Annotated in this window: 13 protein-coding genes; 12 read left to right on the top strand and 1 reads right to left on the bottom strand. The window is 48.1% G+C overall.

Annotated features, from left to right (window positions below; translation table 11 throughout):
- Positions 1-11: 11 nt before the first annotated feature.
- The 11 genes from pstB (at position 12) to trxB (ending at position 14858) form a co-directional block, all read left to right on the top strand.
- Positions 12-779, top strand: coding sequence for a phosphate ABC transporter ATP-binding protein PstB (gene pstB / locus HMPREF3090_RS08340; protein ID WP_219350802.1), 768 nt, complete (start codon positions 12-14; stop codon positions 777-779).
- Positions 780-969: 190 nt separating this feature from the next.
- Entirely contained in the window at positions 970-3792 is a 2823-nt protein-coding gene (gene uvrA, locus HMPREF3090_RS08335) for an excinuclease ABC subunit UvrA (protein ID WP_070486450.1), read from the top strand.
- A gap of 60 nt (positions 3793-3852) precedes the next feature.
- Positions 3853-5013, top strand: a complete 1161-nt coding sequence (locus HMPREF3090_RS08330; protein WP_067974649.1) for an exonuclease SbcCD subunit D — start codon at positions 3853-3855, stop codon at positions 5011-5013.
- The gene (locus tag HMPREF3090_RS08325; protein ID WP_067974653.1) at positions 5010-8102 is read left to right on the top strand and encodes an AAA family ATPase; all 3093 of its coding nucleotides are present in this window, start codon (positions 5010-5012) and stop codon (positions 8100-8102) included. Before HMPREF3090_RS08330 ends, HMPREF3090_RS08325 begins: the two co-directional genes overlap by 4 nt.
- 74 nt (positions 8103-8176) lie before the next feature.
- Positions 8177-9541 (top strand): DUF4097 family beta strand repeat-containing protein, encoded by a 1365-nt coding sequence (locus HMPREF3090_RS08320; protein WP_067974656.1) that lies wholly within the window; start codon positions 8177-8179, stop codon positions 9539-9541.
- Positions 9542-9554: 13 nt separating this feature from the next.
- Positions 9555-9851: a PspC domain-containing protein gene (locus HMPREF3090_RS08315; protein ID WP_070486448.1), complete on the top strand. Its 297-nt coding sequence runs from the start codon at positions 9555-9557 to the stop codon at positions 9849-9851.
- 300 nt (positions 9852-10151) lie between these two features.
- The gene (gene hprK, locus HMPREF3090_RS08310; protein WP_067974659.1) at positions 10152-11087 is read left to right on the top strand and encodes an HPr(Ser) kinase/phosphatase; all 936 of its coding nucleotides are present in this window, start codon (positions 10152-10154) and stop codon (positions 11085-11087) included.
- Between the two features lies 1 nt (position 11088).
- Complete coding sequence (gene lgt, locus HMPREF3090_RS08305) at positions 11089-11949, top strand: prolipoprotein diacylglyceryl transferase (RefSeq protein WP_067974663.1); 861 nt, start codon at positions 11089-11091, stop codon at positions 11947-11949.
- Positions 11950-13023 carry an NAD(P)H-dependent glycerol-3-phosphate dehydrogenase gene (locus HMPREF3090_RS08300; protein WP_067974667.1) on the top strand — a complete coding sequence of 358 codons (1074 nt, stop codon included), beginning with the start codon at positions 11950-11952 and terminating at the stop codon, positions 13021-13023.
- A gap of 22 nt (positions 13024-13045) precedes the next feature.
- A complete protein-coding gene (gene galU / locus HMPREF3090_RS08295) occupies positions 13046-13927 on the top strand; it encodes a UTP--glucose-1-phosphate uridylyltransferase GalU (protein WP_067974672.1) in 882 nt (293 codons plus the stop codon).
- 4 nt (positions 13928-13931) lie between these two features.
- Complete coding sequence (gene trxB / locus HMPREF3090_RS08290; RefSeq protein ID WP_070486445.1) at positions 13932-14858, top strand: thioredoxin-disulfide reductase; 927 nt, start codon at positions 13932-13934, stop codon at positions 14856-14858.
- A 71-nt stretch (positions 14859-14929) separates the two neighbouring features.
- On the opposite strand, the gene HMPREF3090_RS08285 is transcribed toward trxB, so the two are convergent.
- The gene (locus HMPREF3090_RS08285; protein WP_067974680.1) at positions 14930-15979 is read right to left on the bottom strand and encodes a hypothetical protein; all 1050 of its coding nucleotides are present in this window, start codon (positions 15977-15979) and stop codon (positions 14930-14932) included.
- Between the two features lie 364 nt (positions 15980-16343).
- Here HMPREF3090_RS08285 and HMPREF3090_RS08280 point away from each other — a divergent pair, with 364 nt between their 5' ends.
- Positions 16344-17225, top strand: a complete 882-nt coding sequence (locus tag HMPREF3090_RS08280; RefSeq protein ID WP_067974683.1) for a DegV family protein — start codon at positions 16344-16346, stop codon at positions 17223-17225.
- Positions 17226-17240: the final 15 nt, after the last annotated feature.

The following is a 17240-nucleotide window of genomic DNA, read 5'->3' as shown; positions in this document are numbered from 1 at the left end:
ACAAAGTAACAATGACTGCTCGGAATATGAGCCTATTTTATGGCAATTTCCAAGCCTTGGAAGATATCGATATGGATATTTATGAAAAACAGGTAACCGCCTTAATCGGCCCATCAGGTTCAGGGAAATCAACCTTCTTAAAGAGTTTAAATCGTATGAATGACTTAATTGAAGGTTGCAAAATTACAGGTGAGATTGCTTTAGATGGTAAGGATATCTATGCCAAGGATGTCAATGTTAACCACTTGAGAAAACGGGTGGGGATGGTTTTCCAACAACCTAACCCCTTCCCTATGAGCATTTATGACAATGTGGCTTATGGTCCACGGACTCATGGCACTAAAGATAAGGCAGAATTAGATGAAATCGTGGAAACTTCTCTTAAAGGGGCTGCCATTTGGGATGAAGTCAAAGACGACCTCAACAAGTCTGGTTTAGCGATTTCTGGTGGTCAGCAGCAACGGGTATGTATTGCACGTGCGCTTGCAGTAAAACCAGAAATCTTATTGATGGATGAACCAACTTCAGCTTTGGACCCAATTTCAACCCTTAAAATTGAAGAACTTGTTCAAGAGTTGAAAGAAAAATATACCATTGTTATCGTAACCCACAATATGCAACAAGCAGCTCGGGTATCTGATTATACAGCATTCTTCTATGCTGATCCTGATCGTGCGCCTGGCCATTCACGGATCATTGAATTCGGGCCAACCGAACAAATCTTCAATAATCCAAATAACGAACAGACAGCCGACTATGTTGCTGGACGTTTTGGTTAATCAAAATATATTTTACCTAGCCGGACCTCGAGTCCGGCTTATTTTTTTGCAAATCATTTGAGAATCGACTAGGAAAGCTTTAGAATGGGGCGTGGAGTATAATAATAGTTAATTCATTTAATCCATGCTATAATGAATCAGAACACTTGTTTGTATAGGTAAATAAATTGTCAAAGAAAGAGTGAAGTCTGTGAGAGATGAAATAGTGGTTCGTGGGGCACGTTCTCACAATTTAAAAAATATTGATGTTGAAATTCCACGCAATGAAATGGTCGTTGTAACAGGCTTATCAGGTTCGGGAAAGTCTTCTCTAGCCTTTGATACGCTCTATGCGGAGGGACAGCGTCGTTATATTGAAAGCCTGTCAGCCTTCGCTCGTCAATTCTTAGGGAATTCTCGCAAAGCAGATGTCGATAGTATCGATGGGTTGAGTCCTGCTATTTCAATTGACCAGAAGACCACCAACCGTAATCCTCGGTCAACCGTTGGAACGATTACAGAAGTGAACGATTACTTGCGTTTACTTTACGCCCGGGTAGGTCAGCCTATTTGTCCCAATGACGGGACACCCATCGCTAGCCAGTCCATTGACCAGATGATCGAGCGGGCAGAAGCCTTGGAAGAGAGAACCCGCGTCCAAGTTATGGCACCGGTGGTTTACGGCAAGAAGGGCCAGCATAAACGATTATTGGAGAAGATTCAACAGCAGGGCTATGTCCGAGTTCAAATTGATGGCGAGCTCTATGATATCGAGGACCTGCCAGAACTAAATAAAAATCAGAAGCACAATATTAATATTGTAATCGACCGCTTAGTCATTAAGGAAGGTATCCGGACGCGCTTAGCGGATTCTTTGGAGACGGCTCTCCGCCTAACGGATGGCTATGCCCTTTTGGATATCATTGATGGGGAAGAGATCCTTTTTTCTGAGCATTATGCCTGCCCCCTATGTGGCTTTACCGTAGGAGAACTGGAACCTCGGCTCTTTTCCTTCAATGCCCCTTATGGACGTTGTGAAGTTTGCGATGGTTTGGGACAGAAATTGGTGGTTGACTTGGACTTACTGGTCCCTGATCCATCGAAAAGTCTAGAAGAGGGCGCCATTCAAGCCTGGAATTCTAATTGGTCAGGCTACTATCCAACCCTCTTAAAACAAGCAGCGGAAGCCTTCGATATTCCTTTCGATAAAGCCTTTGAAGATTTGACTGAAGAGCAGAGGGACTTATTGCTCTATGGGTCTAAGGATGAGACCTTCCATTTTCACTATGTCAATGATTTTGGCAAGGTTCAAGATAAGGATATGACCTTTGAGGGAGTTGCTAATAATGTCAGCCGGCGTTACCATAACAGTTCATCCAATATGGTGCGCGACAATATGCGACAATACTTAGCCGAATTGCCCTGTGACAAGTGCCATGGCAAACGCTTGAATGAGCGGGCCCTCTGCGTCAAGGTCGAAGGTGAGGATATAGCAGAAGTAACGGCCATGCCCATTGAAAAAACAATCCACTTCTTTAAGCAACTCCACTTGGGTGAACAGGATAGTGAAATTGCTGCACCGATTCTTGAAGAATTGCGGTCCCGGCTGGGCTTCTTACAAGAAGTTGGTCTCGATTATTTAACGCTCGACCGGTCAGCCGGTACCTTATCGGGTGGGGAAGCCCAACGTATTCGTTTGGCTACCCAGATTGGATCTAACCTATCGGGTATCATGTATGTCCTAGATGAGCCTTCGATTGGTCTCCACCAAAGAGACAATGATCGCTTGATCCGCTCTCTGCAGAGAATGCGTGATTTAGGGAATACCCTCATCGTAGTGGAACACGATGAGGAGACCATGTGGGCTGCAGACTACCTGATCGATATGGGACCAGGCGCTGGAGAGCATGGGGGCGAAGTCGTGGCTAGCGGCACCCCCCAAGAAGTAGCTCAAAATCCTGATTCGCTGACAGGCCGCTATCTGAGTGGAGACCTTGCCATTGAAGTCCCATCAGAGCGTCGTCAGGAAGATAAGGGCTGGCTAGAGATTAAGGGCGCCCGTCAAAATAACCTGAAAGGGATCGATGTCCGCTTGCCTATTGGGCGTTTGGATGTCGTGACCGGCGTTTCCGGATCGGGTAAGAGTTCGCTGATCAACGAAGTCCTCAAGAAGACCTTGGCTCGCGATCTCAACCGGGCGCAAATTCATCCCGGTAAGTCAGACAGTGTCTCGGGTTATGAGGGCCTAGATAAGATTATTGATATTGACCAGAGCCCAATCGGTCGGACACCCCGGTCGAATCCAGCGACCTATACCTCTGTATTTGACGATATCCGGGAACTCTTTGCCCAAACCAATGAGGCGAAGATCCGTGGCTACAATAAGGGACGCTTTTCCTTTAATGTCAAAGGAGGGCGCTGTGAGGCCTGCAAGGGTGACGGGATCCTTAAGGTAGAGATGCACTTCTTGCCGGATGTCTACGTGCCTTGCGAGCTCTGTAAGGGGACCCGCTACAATGCGGAGACCTTGGAAGTCACTTATAAAGGAAAGAATATTGCGGAGGTCTTGGACATGCGGGCTGAGGAAGCCTTAGACTTCTTCTCTGCGGTGCCAAAGATCAAGCGTAAATTACAGACCATGGTGGATGTGGGCTTGGGCTATGTTAGCCTGGGTCAACCTGCGCCCTCGCTTTCCGGTGGTGAAGCCCAACGGATGAAATTAGCTAGTGAGCTCCAGCGCGTGGCGACAGGGAAGACGGTCTATATCCTTGATGAACCAACGACCGGCTTACATAGTCATGATATTAAGCGTCTCTTAGAGGTCCTCCAGCGTCTAGTGGATGCGGGAAACACGGTGATTATTATTGAACATAATCTAGATGTGATTAAAACCGCCGATTATATTGTTGATCTGGGACCAGAAGGCGGCGAAAAGGGTGGCCAGCTCGTTGCTGGTGGGACCCCTGAGGAAGTGGCCCAAGTGGAAGCTTCCTACACCGGTCAATACCTAAAACCATTACTGGAAAAAGAATAAGTTGTGTCAAAGAGGGTGGACGAATTTACCAGCCTCTTTTTCACCGAGTGAGGAGTCCATATGAAAATTATCCATACTTCCGATTGGCATATCGGAAAAGTGATCAATGAAAGAAGTCTGCTCGATGACCAGGCGGATGTTTTAACGGCATGGATCAGTCAGGTAGCAGAGATGGGGCCAGATCTTGTGATTATTGCGGGGGATCTTTATGACCGGTCCCTTCCTAATCGCGAGAGTGTCCACCTGTGCAATCAATTATTGACCCAGATGTCGGAAGAAATCGCTTGCCCCATTTGTATTATCTCGGGCAACCATGATAGCGGGGAGCGCATCGACTATGCTTCCGCTATCTTAGAAAAGGAGGGCCTCTACTTAGAGGGCATGGTCAAAAAAGAAATCCGCCGTGTCTGTCTGGAAGAGGCTGATGTTTATCTCCTGCCCTACAGTGACTATGGTCAAATCCAAAAGTTATACCCTGACCAGACAATCCGCTCTATGGCCGATGCGCTAGCGGTTCAAATCCAAACCATTAAGGCGGGGGACTGGCGACCTGACCGGCTCAACCTCCTAGTCTTCCATGGCTATGTAACCAATGTCGATTTGGACGAGGCGGGGGCAGATTTAGAGCACACGGAGTCTGAACGTCCCCTGAGCATGGGGAACTCTGCCTATGTTCCTGCTGATCTTTTTGAGGATTTTGACTATGTTGCCCTAGGACACTTGCACGGCCGCCAGTTTGTTAAAAACCAGCATATCTACTACAGTGGGTCTCCCTTAAAATACTCAAAATCGGAAGCCCGCCAGCGCAAGGTTTTTTTAGAAGTTGATCTGACCAAGGAAGACCTGACCGTTACCCCCCATCCCATCCAGCCTAAATATGATTTGCGGCAGGTAAAGGGGACTTTTGAAGACTTAATGGCCGACCAGTCTGATGACTACCTCTATGTGGAACTGACCGATGCCCAGCCCGTCCATGAAGCGATGGCACGCTTGCGCCAAGTCTATCCCCACATTATGGCCTTGACCTACTCGGCCCTAGAAGTCGATCAACCACAATCTGAAACAGGCTACCAGGCCCAGCAAAAAGAAGCTTTAGACCAGGTCTTTGCCGATTTTTATGAAGATCAAACGGGCCAGGTCTTGACGGCTTACCAAGAGCAAGTGGTTAAGCAAATCATGGCTGAGGCCCAAGGCAGAGGAGAGGAGGCAGGTGACCAATGAAACCGATTATATTAGAGATGCAAGCTTTTGGTCCCTACCGTGAGCGGATGCAGATTGATTTCCGGGACCTAGGCCAGACCCAGTTGTTTCTAATTACGGGACCCACTGGCGCTGGTAAGACAACCATATTCGATGCCATTGTCTATGCCCTCTATGGTAAGACCAGCGGCAGTTCGCGCCAGGAGGCTGAGCTCAAATCAGACTTAGCCAGTGACCATGAACTGTCCTATATTTATTTGAGCTTTGAACTTGGCGGAAAGACTTATTCCGTTAAACGTATTCCCCAGCAAAAGGGCCCCAGTCCCAAAACCCAACGTCCGATCAACCTGAAGGCAAGTGTGACTTTCGACCGAGGGGACCGGGTCTTCCAAAAGACCCAAGAAGCCAACCAGGCCCTAGAAGAACTATTAGGCCTCAGTGTCGACCAGTTCCGACAAATTGTGATGCTGCCCCAGGGTGAATTCAAGCAGCTCTTAGAGGCCCCTAGCCGTGAAAAAGAGGTCATCTTTCGCAAGATTTTTACGACCTACCATCTTAAAAACTTCCAGGATGACCTCCTGGCTAAGAAACAAGCTTTAGAAAAAGAAATGGGCCAAGACTACCAAGCCCTTAAGGAGGACAAAACGGATATCCTGGACCTGCTAGATGAAGCGAGTCAAGAAGCTTTAAGAGAAGCTGCTAATCAAGAAGACTTCGCAGCTTTTGCGGACCAAGTGGCGGAGGCTTTGGAAAACCAGCGAGCAGGTGTTAAGGCAGCGGAAAAGAAGATCGGAGACGGGCAAGCAGAAAGTCAGGTGCTCAACCAGCACTTAGAGCGCTTAAAAGAAGCGGACCGCTTGGCCCAAGCACAAGTTGACTTGGATCAAAAGTCTTCGGTCTATCATAAGGCCAAGGCGGACTGGGACTTCTATCAAAAAACGCGGCCCCTGGCTAAGAACCAAGCTGACTTGGAACAATTGGCGGAAGTCATTAGCCAGGAGAGAAAGCGCCTGGGGGAAGTCGAAGCAGAAGCTAGCCAATACCAGGCCGCTAAAGAAGCTGCTCAAACTAGCTTAGAAGCCAGTCAAGACTCCTATGCCCAAGTCGACGACTGGGAGGAAAAGCTGGCTCAGATGCGCTTGGAGGAACACGACTTAAAGACCTGGTTGAAGAAAAGGGAAGGTGCCCAAGCACTTGACCAATCCATCCAGACGAGTCAAAAGAGACTTCTTGCGCTTCAGGAAGACCAGGAAGGCTTCGCGCAAAAGATTGACCTAGCTAAAGAAAAAGCTCAGCAGCTCCAGAATCAGTGGCTGAATCCTGACGACTTGCTTAAGGAGCGCTACCAATTGGAAAATAAGCAGGCAACTTATGCGACTTACCGCCACTTAATGGCAAGCAAGCAGGAGCAGACAGACCAGCTTAGCCAGCTGGAGCTAGACTACCAAGCGGCTCAAGAGACTTGGCGGCAGACTCAGTCGGCGCTTGAAGCAGGTCGGCTCAGGGAGCAAGCGGATTACCTGGGCAAGTTAGCGGCTGACTTAGTCCCTGGCCAGGCTTGTCCGCTTTGTGGGAGCTTGGACCACCCGGCAGTTTATGAAGGGACAAGTGACCAAGAGGGGCCGGTGCCAGACACTGACAGTTTAGAAGCTGAGGAGCGCCAGGCCTACCAGGATTTGACCCAGCTGGGTAGCCAACTGGGCTATGCCCAAAAAGAAATGCAGAAGCTTACAGACCAGCTAGAAGACCAGGCAAAAGAAGGGAATTTCTCTTCTGACTTAGTAGAAGAAGATCGTCGCCTAAAGACCCAAGCGGACCAGCTACTAGCTAAAGAGAAGGCCCAAGCTCAGCGACAAAGGGACTATGACCAGGTCCAAGAAGATCTCGTGACCTACCAAGAAAAACAAGTTGCGGTCAGACAAGAAGAAGGTCAGCTCGAGGAACGTTTGGATAACCAGGAAAGGCAGTATAAGGACTTAAAAGAAGACATGCAGGCTTTGGCTGCCCAGCTAAACTACCAGGAAATGGATGACCTCCTGGCTGCTGAAAAAGAACTTGAACAGAAAATTCAAAAGGTAAAAGAGGCCTATCAAAAAGCTCAAGCCAGCTTCCAAGCAGCAAGTGACCAAGTAGTTCGCTTAAAAGCACAGAAAGCGGGCTTGGAAGAGAGCCTGGGACGGCAAGACCAGCGTTACCAAGAGGGCTGGTCACACTTCCAGGCAAGCCTAACCGATTTTGATCTCACGGCCGAAGACCTTTCTAACTACCACCGTGCGGATAAAGATTGGTCAGCTGTGGAGAAATTTTGGCGAAATTATGAACAGGACCGTTATGCTCTGGACCAACAAATAGCCAAGAATCGGCAGGCCTTGGCTGCTAGGGAGGAGGCTTTAGACCTTGACCAAACTCAAGCCCGTCTCCAGGAAGTAAGCGAGCAAGTTCAAAAAGAACAACAATACCGGGATAGACGCTTGACCCAGCTGACCCGCCTAGACCAGCTCGACCAGGCCTTCAATGCCCGCTTAGCCCGCTACCAAGCGCAATCCCAACATTACGGGGAATTGGTCTTACTCGCTGAAGTCGCTAACGGGACACGATCAGGCAGCCAACGTATTTCTTTTGAGCGCTATATCTTAGCTTATTACTTTGATCAGATTATCCAGCAGGCCAATCGACGCTTTAAGCAGATGACGAGTGGCCGCTATCAGTTCTTGCGTGAACGTACAGACAAGGGGGGAACAGCTGCTAAGGGTTTAGACTTGGCGGTAATGGATTATTATTCCGGTAGCAGCCGCAGCGTCCAGTCCCTATCAGGGGGTGAGAGCTTTAAGGCTTCACTCTCCCTGGCCCTAGCCTTAAGCGATGTGATCCAAAATCATGCAGGTGGTATTGAAATTTCAACCCTCTTTATTGACGAGGGCTTTGGTAGTTTGGATGAAGAGTCCCTCCACCAGGCCATGGATACCCTGATTGAGCTCCAGGAAGCCAGTGGCCGCTTGATTGCGATTATTTCCCACGTGGAGGAATTGAAGCAGGAGCTGCCCGTTCAATTGGCGGTGACAGCCAGTCCAGCAGGCAGCCGCTGTGCCTTTCGGGGGCTTACAAGATAAATACATCTCAGGGCCTATGTTAAAACTTGAAAAAATTGAGATAATAGGTTCAAGATAAACAAGGAGGCGACACGATGAGTGAGGACAAACAACGTATACTGAAATTAGTTCAAGAAGGTTTACTCAGTCGAGAAGAAGCCTTGGTGCTTTTAGAACAGCGCCAAGCTAAAGAAAGTGATAACCAAAAGCAGAAGCAGAGCCTCTCATTTGAAGAAGCACAAGCCTTGGCGGAATTCTATGAAGACCAAGGCCAGGATGACTTAGCCCAAGCGATTCTGAAAAATTATTACTTAGATCGCGAAGAAAAATTAGAAGCTGAATTAGATGCCAAGGAGGCTGCCTTAGAAGAACTGGGGTTGGCTGAATCAACGGACGAAGCGGAGGCCAAGTTGGCCTTAGAAGAAGAAATCAAGGGTCTCAAAACAGAATTGACTTACTTGCGTGACCAAGCGAACCAATCAAATAATGACTCAGCAGACGGACCAGCAGAGGAGCCAAAAGCAAAGACCAGCCAGGCAGAGAAGACAGGATTGGGTCAAATGTTCAAGGACCTTAAGACGGCCGTTGAAGGAACGGTTCACTTTGACCGGGGCCGGTCGGGGATCCCCCGTCCCCACTTAGTCACCCGGCAATTTGAAGAACGTTTTACTTTTGACGAGATCGCCAAGAATTTTGATTTTTCAATCTCTAAGGGAGACATCCTGGTTGAAGTCGCCGAGATCGACCGGGTGGAAGTCTTAGTGACAGGGACTATCCTAGGTAAGTACCAGGAAGAAAGCGTTGAAGAAGCCTTTAGAAAAAGAACCCTGATTGAAAACCAAGGCGGATGTTTACGTTTTGAATTAAATAACCGCCTGCTATCTACTAATATCCACTTGCGCCTTCCCAAAGTAAAATTCGGCCAATTAAATTTTAGGAGCTTATTAGGAGGCATCCAGCTGACTGGTTTAGAAGCGGAAAACCTGGATCTTTATACCATTGATGGGGATATCCGGGTCGCTGAGTGCCAGGCAAGCAGTGGCCGGGTGAATACCAAGAACGGTTTAGTAGTTTTGGACCAAGTTGCCTTTGACCATCTGGATGCGCAGACAGCCAATGGGGACCAGCGCTTCATTGGAGCGGTTCGCGAGCTGGCCATGGATACCCTGAATGGGAACTTGCGGTTGACGGTGACAAGCCCGGACTTAGAGACCGTTAACTGCCAGACCACTTCGGGAGATGTCAAGCTCAATGTTAATCCAGCAACGAGTTTGAATGCTGACCTGCGTTCCAATAATGGGACTATACGTTGGCGGCAAGAAAGCTTTAAGGTAGAAACCTTGGCTGATTCTCGCTTTAACCAAGCGAAGAGCATATATTATTTAGGCGAGACACGCCCTGCCCAAATCAACCTGTCATCCGTTTCTGGAGATATCTGGTTGAAGGCAGAGGCTAAGTAATAGGAGGATAACCATGACTAAAAAATTAAGAAGATCCAAAACAGACCGCGTTCTAACCGGCTTACTAGGGGGCCTGGCAGCTTATTTTGGCGTCAGTTCAACCCTTATCCGCTGGCTTTACGCCATCTTCACTTTCTTCAATCCCTTCCTCATCCTGATCTACATCGTGGCGGCTTATTTGATTCCAAGTGAAGGAAAGCCTTTTAAGCGCAAGGCTGAGAAAACCCACCGCCACCCCCGAGGTTTCGGTCGCATTAAAGAAGCTGAACACATTGATGATGACCAGCAGGGAAATTGGAATGACTTTTAACCTATAATAAAGAGAGTGTGACAAAAGTCGGTTAGTCCTGAATCACTGGAGCGAACTATGGGAAATCGTTGGAAAACGATTGGACATAGTTCATGAAGTGGATGTCAGGACTGACTTTTGGAACAGATTTTTGCTAAAAAAGTTCGTTATTTTAAAAGAGGCCGGGGCTTTTGTCCCAGCCTCTTTTATTTTCTTTGCCTGCCTAAGGGGCGGTCCTTGATGTCGGTGAAGCTTCTTGGGGGAATCTATGGTAAAATAGGAGAAAAACAGCATTGATGCGAAGGATGGAAGGAGTTCTACATGGCGGTAGTTACAGTTCGTGAGCTAGTAGAGGCACTCAAGATGAATATTATTTCTGGTGAGGACTATCTGGATCGAGAGATCACAGTATCAGATATTTCGCGCCCGGGATTGGAATTGACCGGTTATTTTAATTATTATCCTGAAGAACGGATCCAACTTTTTGGCCGTAACGAGCATTCTTTTATGAGCAAGATGACCAGTGAAGAACGTTTATTGGTGATGCGGCGTCTAGCCCGGGATAAGACACCGGTTTTTGTTTTTTCCCGCGACTTGCGGCCGGAGTACGAAGTGATCCAGGCAGCTAATGAAAACCATATTCCGGTGATTGGGATCAATACCTCGACCACCCACCTCTCTTCTCGCTTGACGACCTTTCTTCAGGAACGTTTGGCGACCCGTACCTCGCGCCATGGTGTCTTTGTTGAGGTTTATGGTTTAGGTGTGCTCATTATGGGCGAGAGTGGCGTTGGTAAGTCGGAAGCTGCCCTCGAACTGGTTAAGAATGGCCACCGCCTGGTTGCTGATGACCGGGTCGAACTCTATCAAAGAGATGAATATACCATTATGGGGGAGGCGCCCGCTATCCTTGAAAACATGATGGAAATTCGGGGCCTGGGCATTATTAATATTATGACCCTCTACGGCGCAGGAGCTGTCCGCCAGAAGCAACAGGTGAACTTGATCATCCAGTTGAAGCTCTGGCACAAGGAGGACAAGTATGACCGTTTGGGAACCGCTGCCGAAGAGGAAGATATCTTTGGGGTGAAGGTGGCTAAGATTACCGTTCCGGTTCAGATGGGACGGAATATTTCTAGCATCGTCGAAGTAGCTGCCATGAATTTCCGAGCCAATGATCTCGGCTACAATTCAGCCAAGGAATTTGAAGACCGTTTAACGCATTTGATCGAAAGTAACAGTCAAGAGGAAGGATAATATGTTGAGTGATCGTGTTTTAGCAGCCATTGATCCCGTCGCTTTCGAGCTATTTGGCTGGCCCATTCGTTGGTATGGGATTATCATAGCTGGAGGTATCCTTTTAGCTATTCAATTGGGTAGCCGTGAAATTAAGCGGCGGGGCTGGCCTGAGGATTTAATTTTAGATGTCTTGGTTTGGGCCATTCCCATTGGCTTTATCGGGGCTCGACTCTATTATGTGATCTTCGAATGGGATTATTACCGCCAGCACTTGGATGAGATTATCCAAATTTGGAATGGTGGGATTGCCATCTATGGGGGCGTTTTAGCGGCCCTATTGACTATTTACCTTTATTGTCGGTCTAAGGGCTGGCGCTTCCTACTTTTGACAGATGTGATGGCGCCTTACCTCCTGCTTGCCCAAGCCATTGGCCGCTGGGGAAATTTTGTTAACCAGGAGGCCCATGGAGGCCCCGTGTCGGTAGAATTTCTTCGTGACCGCCTCCACTTACCTGATTTTATTGTGGAAGGTATGCAGATCGACGGGGTCTACTACCATCCGACCTTTCTTTACGAATCACTATGGAACCTTTTAGGGGTTGTGGTTCTCTTGTATTTACGTAATATTAGGGGCAAACTGAGAGTAGGGGAGACGACCTTCCTCTACTTGATTTGGTATGGGATCGGACGTTTCTTTATTGAGGGGCTGCGGACAGATAGCCTCTATTGGGGGCCCTTCCGTGTCTCCCAAGTCCTATCCTTAGTCTTGGTGCTTATTGGCCTGGGCGCAATTATCTGGCGACGTTGGCAAAAAGCTCCCACTCCCTACCAGGAAGCGAGTCTCTATGCGATTGAACAGAAGAAAACGGAGGAGAACTAAATGCAAAGTTATCGTGTTGCAGTATTAGGCGCTGGCTCTTGGGGGTCGGCTCTCGCCATGGTATTAAATGACAACCAGCACCAGGTTCGGCTCTGGACCGTTGATGCAGACCAAGCAGAAGAGATCCGTCAGACGCGGATTAATGCTGCCTACCTGCCCGACCTGCACCTAGCTGAGGATATCTTAGTGACGACGGATTTGAGCGAGGCACTCAAACAAGCTGATATGGTCTGTTTTGTGGTGCCGACCAAGGCAATCCGGTCTGTCAGCCAACAAGTAAAGGAAGTTTTAGCCTCTGATCAAGCTTCGGGAGCGGACAAGCCGCCGCTTATCCTCCATGCTTCTAAGGGCTTGGAACAAGGTAGCCATTTGCGGATCAGTCAGATTATCGAAGAAGTTCTAGAAGACTGTGACTACCGCGGCATCGTGGCACTGTCTGGGCCAAGTCATGCGGAAGAGGTGGCGGTCCGCCATATCACAACGATCACAGCAGCGAGCCGAGACTTAGAAGCGGCCAAGGAAGTCCAAGCAGTCTTTCTCAACCGCTATTTCCGGGTTTATACCAACACTGACTGTATCGGTGTGGAATTGGGTGGGGCCCTGAAGAATATTATTGCGGTCGCGGCCGGCGGGGTAGATGGCTTAAACTATGGGGATAACACCAAGGCAGCCTTGATCACGCGTGGTTTAGCCGAAATTACTCGTTTGGGCCTGGCTATGGGTGCGGATCCCCTAACCTTTTCTGGCTTAAGCGGAGTGGGGGATCTCATTGTGACCTGTAACAGCGTCCACTCACGGAATTGGCGGGCCGGCAACCAGATTGCTCAGGGAGCTAGCCCTGAAGAAGTAGAAGCTAAGATGGGCATGGTCGTTGAGGGAATTCCGACGACCAAGGCGGCATACGAATTAGCGGCTGACTTAGGTGTCGATATGCCCATTACCAATGCTCTCTACGCTATTCTCTATGAAGGCATGCCGGTGGAAGAAGCCCTAACCCAGCTGATGATGCGGGAAGGTAAGGAAGAAGCCCAATTACGAAGCGCATTAATTGACTATCTGGCGAAAAGAACTTAAAGTAATTTCTTAAGGAGGACTTATGAAAAAAGTACGTAAAGCAATTATTCCAGCGGCTGGTTTTGGAACCCGTTTCCTACCAGCTACTAAGGCGATGGCTAAAGAGATGCTACCGATTGTCAATAAGCCAACCATCCAATTCATAGTGGAAGAGGCATTAGCGTCGGGAATAGAAGATATTTTAATCATCACAGGTAAGAGTAAACGCCCTCTAGAAGACTACTTTGATTCGAATATTGAACTCGAGGGCGTCCTCAAGCAGAAGGGTGAGGACCAATTACTAGAACTAATACAGGAGAATGTTGGGCTTAACCTCTACTTTAAGCGCCAATCCTATCCACTAGGCCTCGGTCATGCGGTTCTTCAAGCCAAGGCTTTTGTTGGCGACGAACCCTTCGTGGTCATGCTCGGGGACGATTTGATGGTAGATGAGGAACCATTAACCAAGCAATTAATTGGCGCCTATAATGAGACCCATGCTTCCAACATTGCCGTGATGCCCGTTGCCGAGGAAGATACCGATAAGTATGGCATCATTGATCCTGAAGCGAAGTTCCGCGATGGCATCTACAATGTTCGCCGCTTTGTCGAAAAACCGGATCCTTCTGTGGCCCCTTCTAACTTGGCTATTATTGGCCGCTATTTACTAACACCTGAAATCTTCGGCCTTTTAGAAACTCAAAAAGCAGGAGCAGGCAATGAAATCCAATTAACTGATGCCATCGATCGTTTGAACCGCACTCAGCGGGTATTTGCTTACGAATTTAAGGGCCAACGCTATGATGTGGGGGATAAGCTTGGCTATATGAAGACAACCATCGAGTATGGCTTAGGCCAAGAGAGTATCCGCCAGGGCCTGACTGACTATCTCCTGAGTCTTGAGGACGAATTAAATAAGGAGTGAGAGAATGAGCGAAGAAATTAAACAATATGATGTCTTAGTCATTGGCTGTGGGCCAGCGGGGATGACTGCCGCCCTCTATACCTCACGGGCAGCCCTATCGGTTCTAATCTTAGAGCGGGGTGTACCGGGGGGCGAGCTCTTGAATACAGCTGAAGTAGAAAACTATCCAGGCTTCCCTAGCATCCAAGGGCCAGACCTGGCGACCAGTATGTATGAAGGGGCCATGCGTTTCGGGGCAGATTATGCCTATGGGAATGTTAAAGCGATCCATCCCGGCCAACCCTACCATACGATTGAAACCGATACGGCAACCTACCAAGCTAAGGCGATTGTGATTGCAACGGGGTCCACCCACCGTCTCCTGGATGTGCCAGGTGAGGCCGACTATGCTGGGCGCGGAGTTAGCTACTGTGCTGTCTGCGACGGAGCCTTCTTCAAGGATGGTAAGTTGATCGTTGTAGGTGGAGGAGACTCAGCTGTTGAAGAAGGGGCTTACTTGACCCAGTATGCCAAGCAAGTGACCATTGTCCACCGACGCGATCAGTTACGGGCCCAAGCGATTCTCCAAGAGCGGGCCTTTGCTAATGAGAAGATTGATTTCACCTGGGATGCCCAAGTCCAAGAAATCCTAGGCGACGGTCAGAAGGTGACGGGAGTTCGGATTGTTAAGAAGGATGGCTCTTCTTATGTGGAAGACTGCGATGGGGTCTTTATCTATATTGGCCTCCTCCCCAACCAAGCTGGCTTTGATGACCTGGGCATCACCGATGAGGAAGGCTGGGTCATCACTGACGAGAACATGTTGACGAAGGTCCCTGGTATCTTTGCTGCTGGTGACATCCGCCAAAAGAAATTGCGGCAAATTTCAACCGCAGTTGGTGACGGCGGCCAAGCTGGCCAAGAAGCTTATAATTATATTCAAAGCTTATAACTAAATAATGCCAACAAAAAAAGCGCCCGACTAAAGGCGCTTTTTGTCTATCTAGCAATAGCTAATTTAGACTAGATATGATTTTCATTGGCTTCTTCTGTGACGAATTTTGTCCCGAAGTAACCACCAAGAGCTGAGAGAATGGCACCAAGTAAGAGTCCGACAAAGGCCCAGATTGAAGCTTGAGCAGTCGTGTCAGAAGCTTTGTTGGCTTCATTCCGTAATTGTGCAATCGCGTCTTGAGCTTCAGACTTGGTTTGGTCAAGCGCTTGGCTAGCCTGGTCAATTTGTTGACGGGCTTCGCTGGCTGCACGGTTGTACCCTTCGACAATATTTTGAGTAGTTTGTTCAGCTTCCGCTTGGGATAAATCAGAGTTAGATTCGATGGCATTGGCAACGGCTTGTTCATCCACGTTTTCCGTGATGCTTTCTGTCCGTGCTTGCAATTGATTACTTAATTGGTCAAAGATAGCATCTGAATTCTCAGGATTCGTTACCAAGTCTTTAGCAGCTTGGCTGATGTCGTCAGTTGCCCCTTGGAGCTGCCCCTTCAAGTATTCTGGTTGGAGCTCTTTGATATTGGTATCACGTAGGACGTCGTTGACATCGTTTTCTAAACTTTGGATGTCACTTTGGTTCACATCAATTTGGTCAGTGAGGGCATTAACGCCATTGGAGACGCTATCAGCTGCTGAAGAAGTTACACTTTCAACGCTTTGACCGGCTGTCTGTGCCACTTGGCCAAAGAAAGTCCCCACGGATGACAGGATCGACACGGTAGCGACTGAAAGTAAAATAAAGGTTGCGATGGTTGATACAGCCCAGGTTAAGAAACCGTGAACCACACCCACGCGACGGGCGGTAATCCCAGAAACAAAGCCAGCCCCTAAGAATGAAAGGATTAATTGGATAACCGTCCAAATTAAGACCCCAGTTCCAACGCCTGACATTGGATTGCTCGCTTTAGGACTCACTGTCCCGAAGCCAATGGCATTACCAATAAAACCGAGGGTGATCATTAAGGCGATAAAAGTAACAACGCCTGCAAAGATCGCTCCCCATGATAGGTTGTAGCCGGCTTCTTTGTCGCCAGCTCCTAGATAACGATTAAATCTATGCATAAATAATTCCTCCTTTTCCATTAATTTAATCTTTATGTATGATAAATTCAAGGCATAAGCCTTTCCATGACGGGCATTTGGTCTATTCCACCCTGTAAGCGCCCTCTTTTATGAAAATAAGAACAATAATTGTATTAAATCTCTGTCAGAAAGCCAATGAAAAAATTCCCTTAGTGAGTATTTATATATTTTTAAAAATTAATCAGAAGGCATGAAGACAAGATTGTGCTAGACTTAGGAAGAGGCTTTACCCGCCGCTTTCATATCATTTAAAGGTCAGATTTGTTATAATGAACATATACGCTTGCTTGCAAGCGAGACTCTACGAATGAAGTTATTTTGCGATAACTTGGAAAGGTTAGATATGAAAACAGCTTATATTATTGACAGTACAGCGTCCTTACCGGAAGCTTACCAAGACCATCCCGATGTCTATCAAGTTTACCTATCGATTCATTATGCGAATGGTGATAGCTTGCGTGACACGACAGACCCCGAAGCCCTACAGCGTTTCTACGAAGACTTACCCAAAGAAGAAGAGATTCCGACGACTTCCCAGCCCCAACCCCAGCAGTTCTACGATATTATGGACGACTTAGTAGCGGAAGGTTATGAGGCGGTTTACGGTTTCTTCTTGTCTGCCGACCTAAGTGGGACTTATCAAACCGCCTATTCAGTCATGCACGAGTATGATGACCGCTTAACAGTTCATGTGATTGATTCTAAGTCGATTTCTCTAGCTATTGAAGCCCTGCTTGACCATACGATACGTCTCCAAGAAGCCGGGGCTAGTGAAGGGGAGATCCTTGACCACCTGGAAAAAATGGTGGATCAGACAGCGCTTTTATGTTGCTTTGAAGACTTGTCTTACCTGGTTAAGGGAGGGCGAGCTGGTAATGCCTCGGCCCTCATTGGAAAAATATTGAATATCTTCCCTGTGCTAGAGGTCCATAGCAAGGTAGAAGTTTTTGCTAAGGTGCGGTCGCGTAAACGTGTTTATGCGACAATTGTTGATGAAATCGAGAAGCGGATCCAGGACTATCCTGACGGGGTAGAGCGGCTGATTGTTTTGGATGCCCTCAATCCAGAAGGGGTGGCAGCCCTAGAGCAAGCTTTTACAGCTGCCTATCCCCACATCAGGGTGGAGAAGACTTATCTAACCCCAGTAATTGGTATCCATGCAGGTCGGGATGCTTATGGCGTGATTGCCGTTCCTAATTTACCTCGCCGCTACCAAGCCAATTAAAGAAGAGGAGGCAGG

Source organism: Aerococcus sp. HMSC23C02 (genome assembly GCF_001806805.1).
GTDB classification, from domain to species: domain Bacteria; phylum Bacillota; class Bacilli; order Lactobacillales; family Aerococcaceae; genus Aerococcus; species Aerococcus sanguinicola.
Note: the sequence above shows the minus strand (reverse complement) of the source record. Positions and strands in the feature narration are given on the sequence as shown.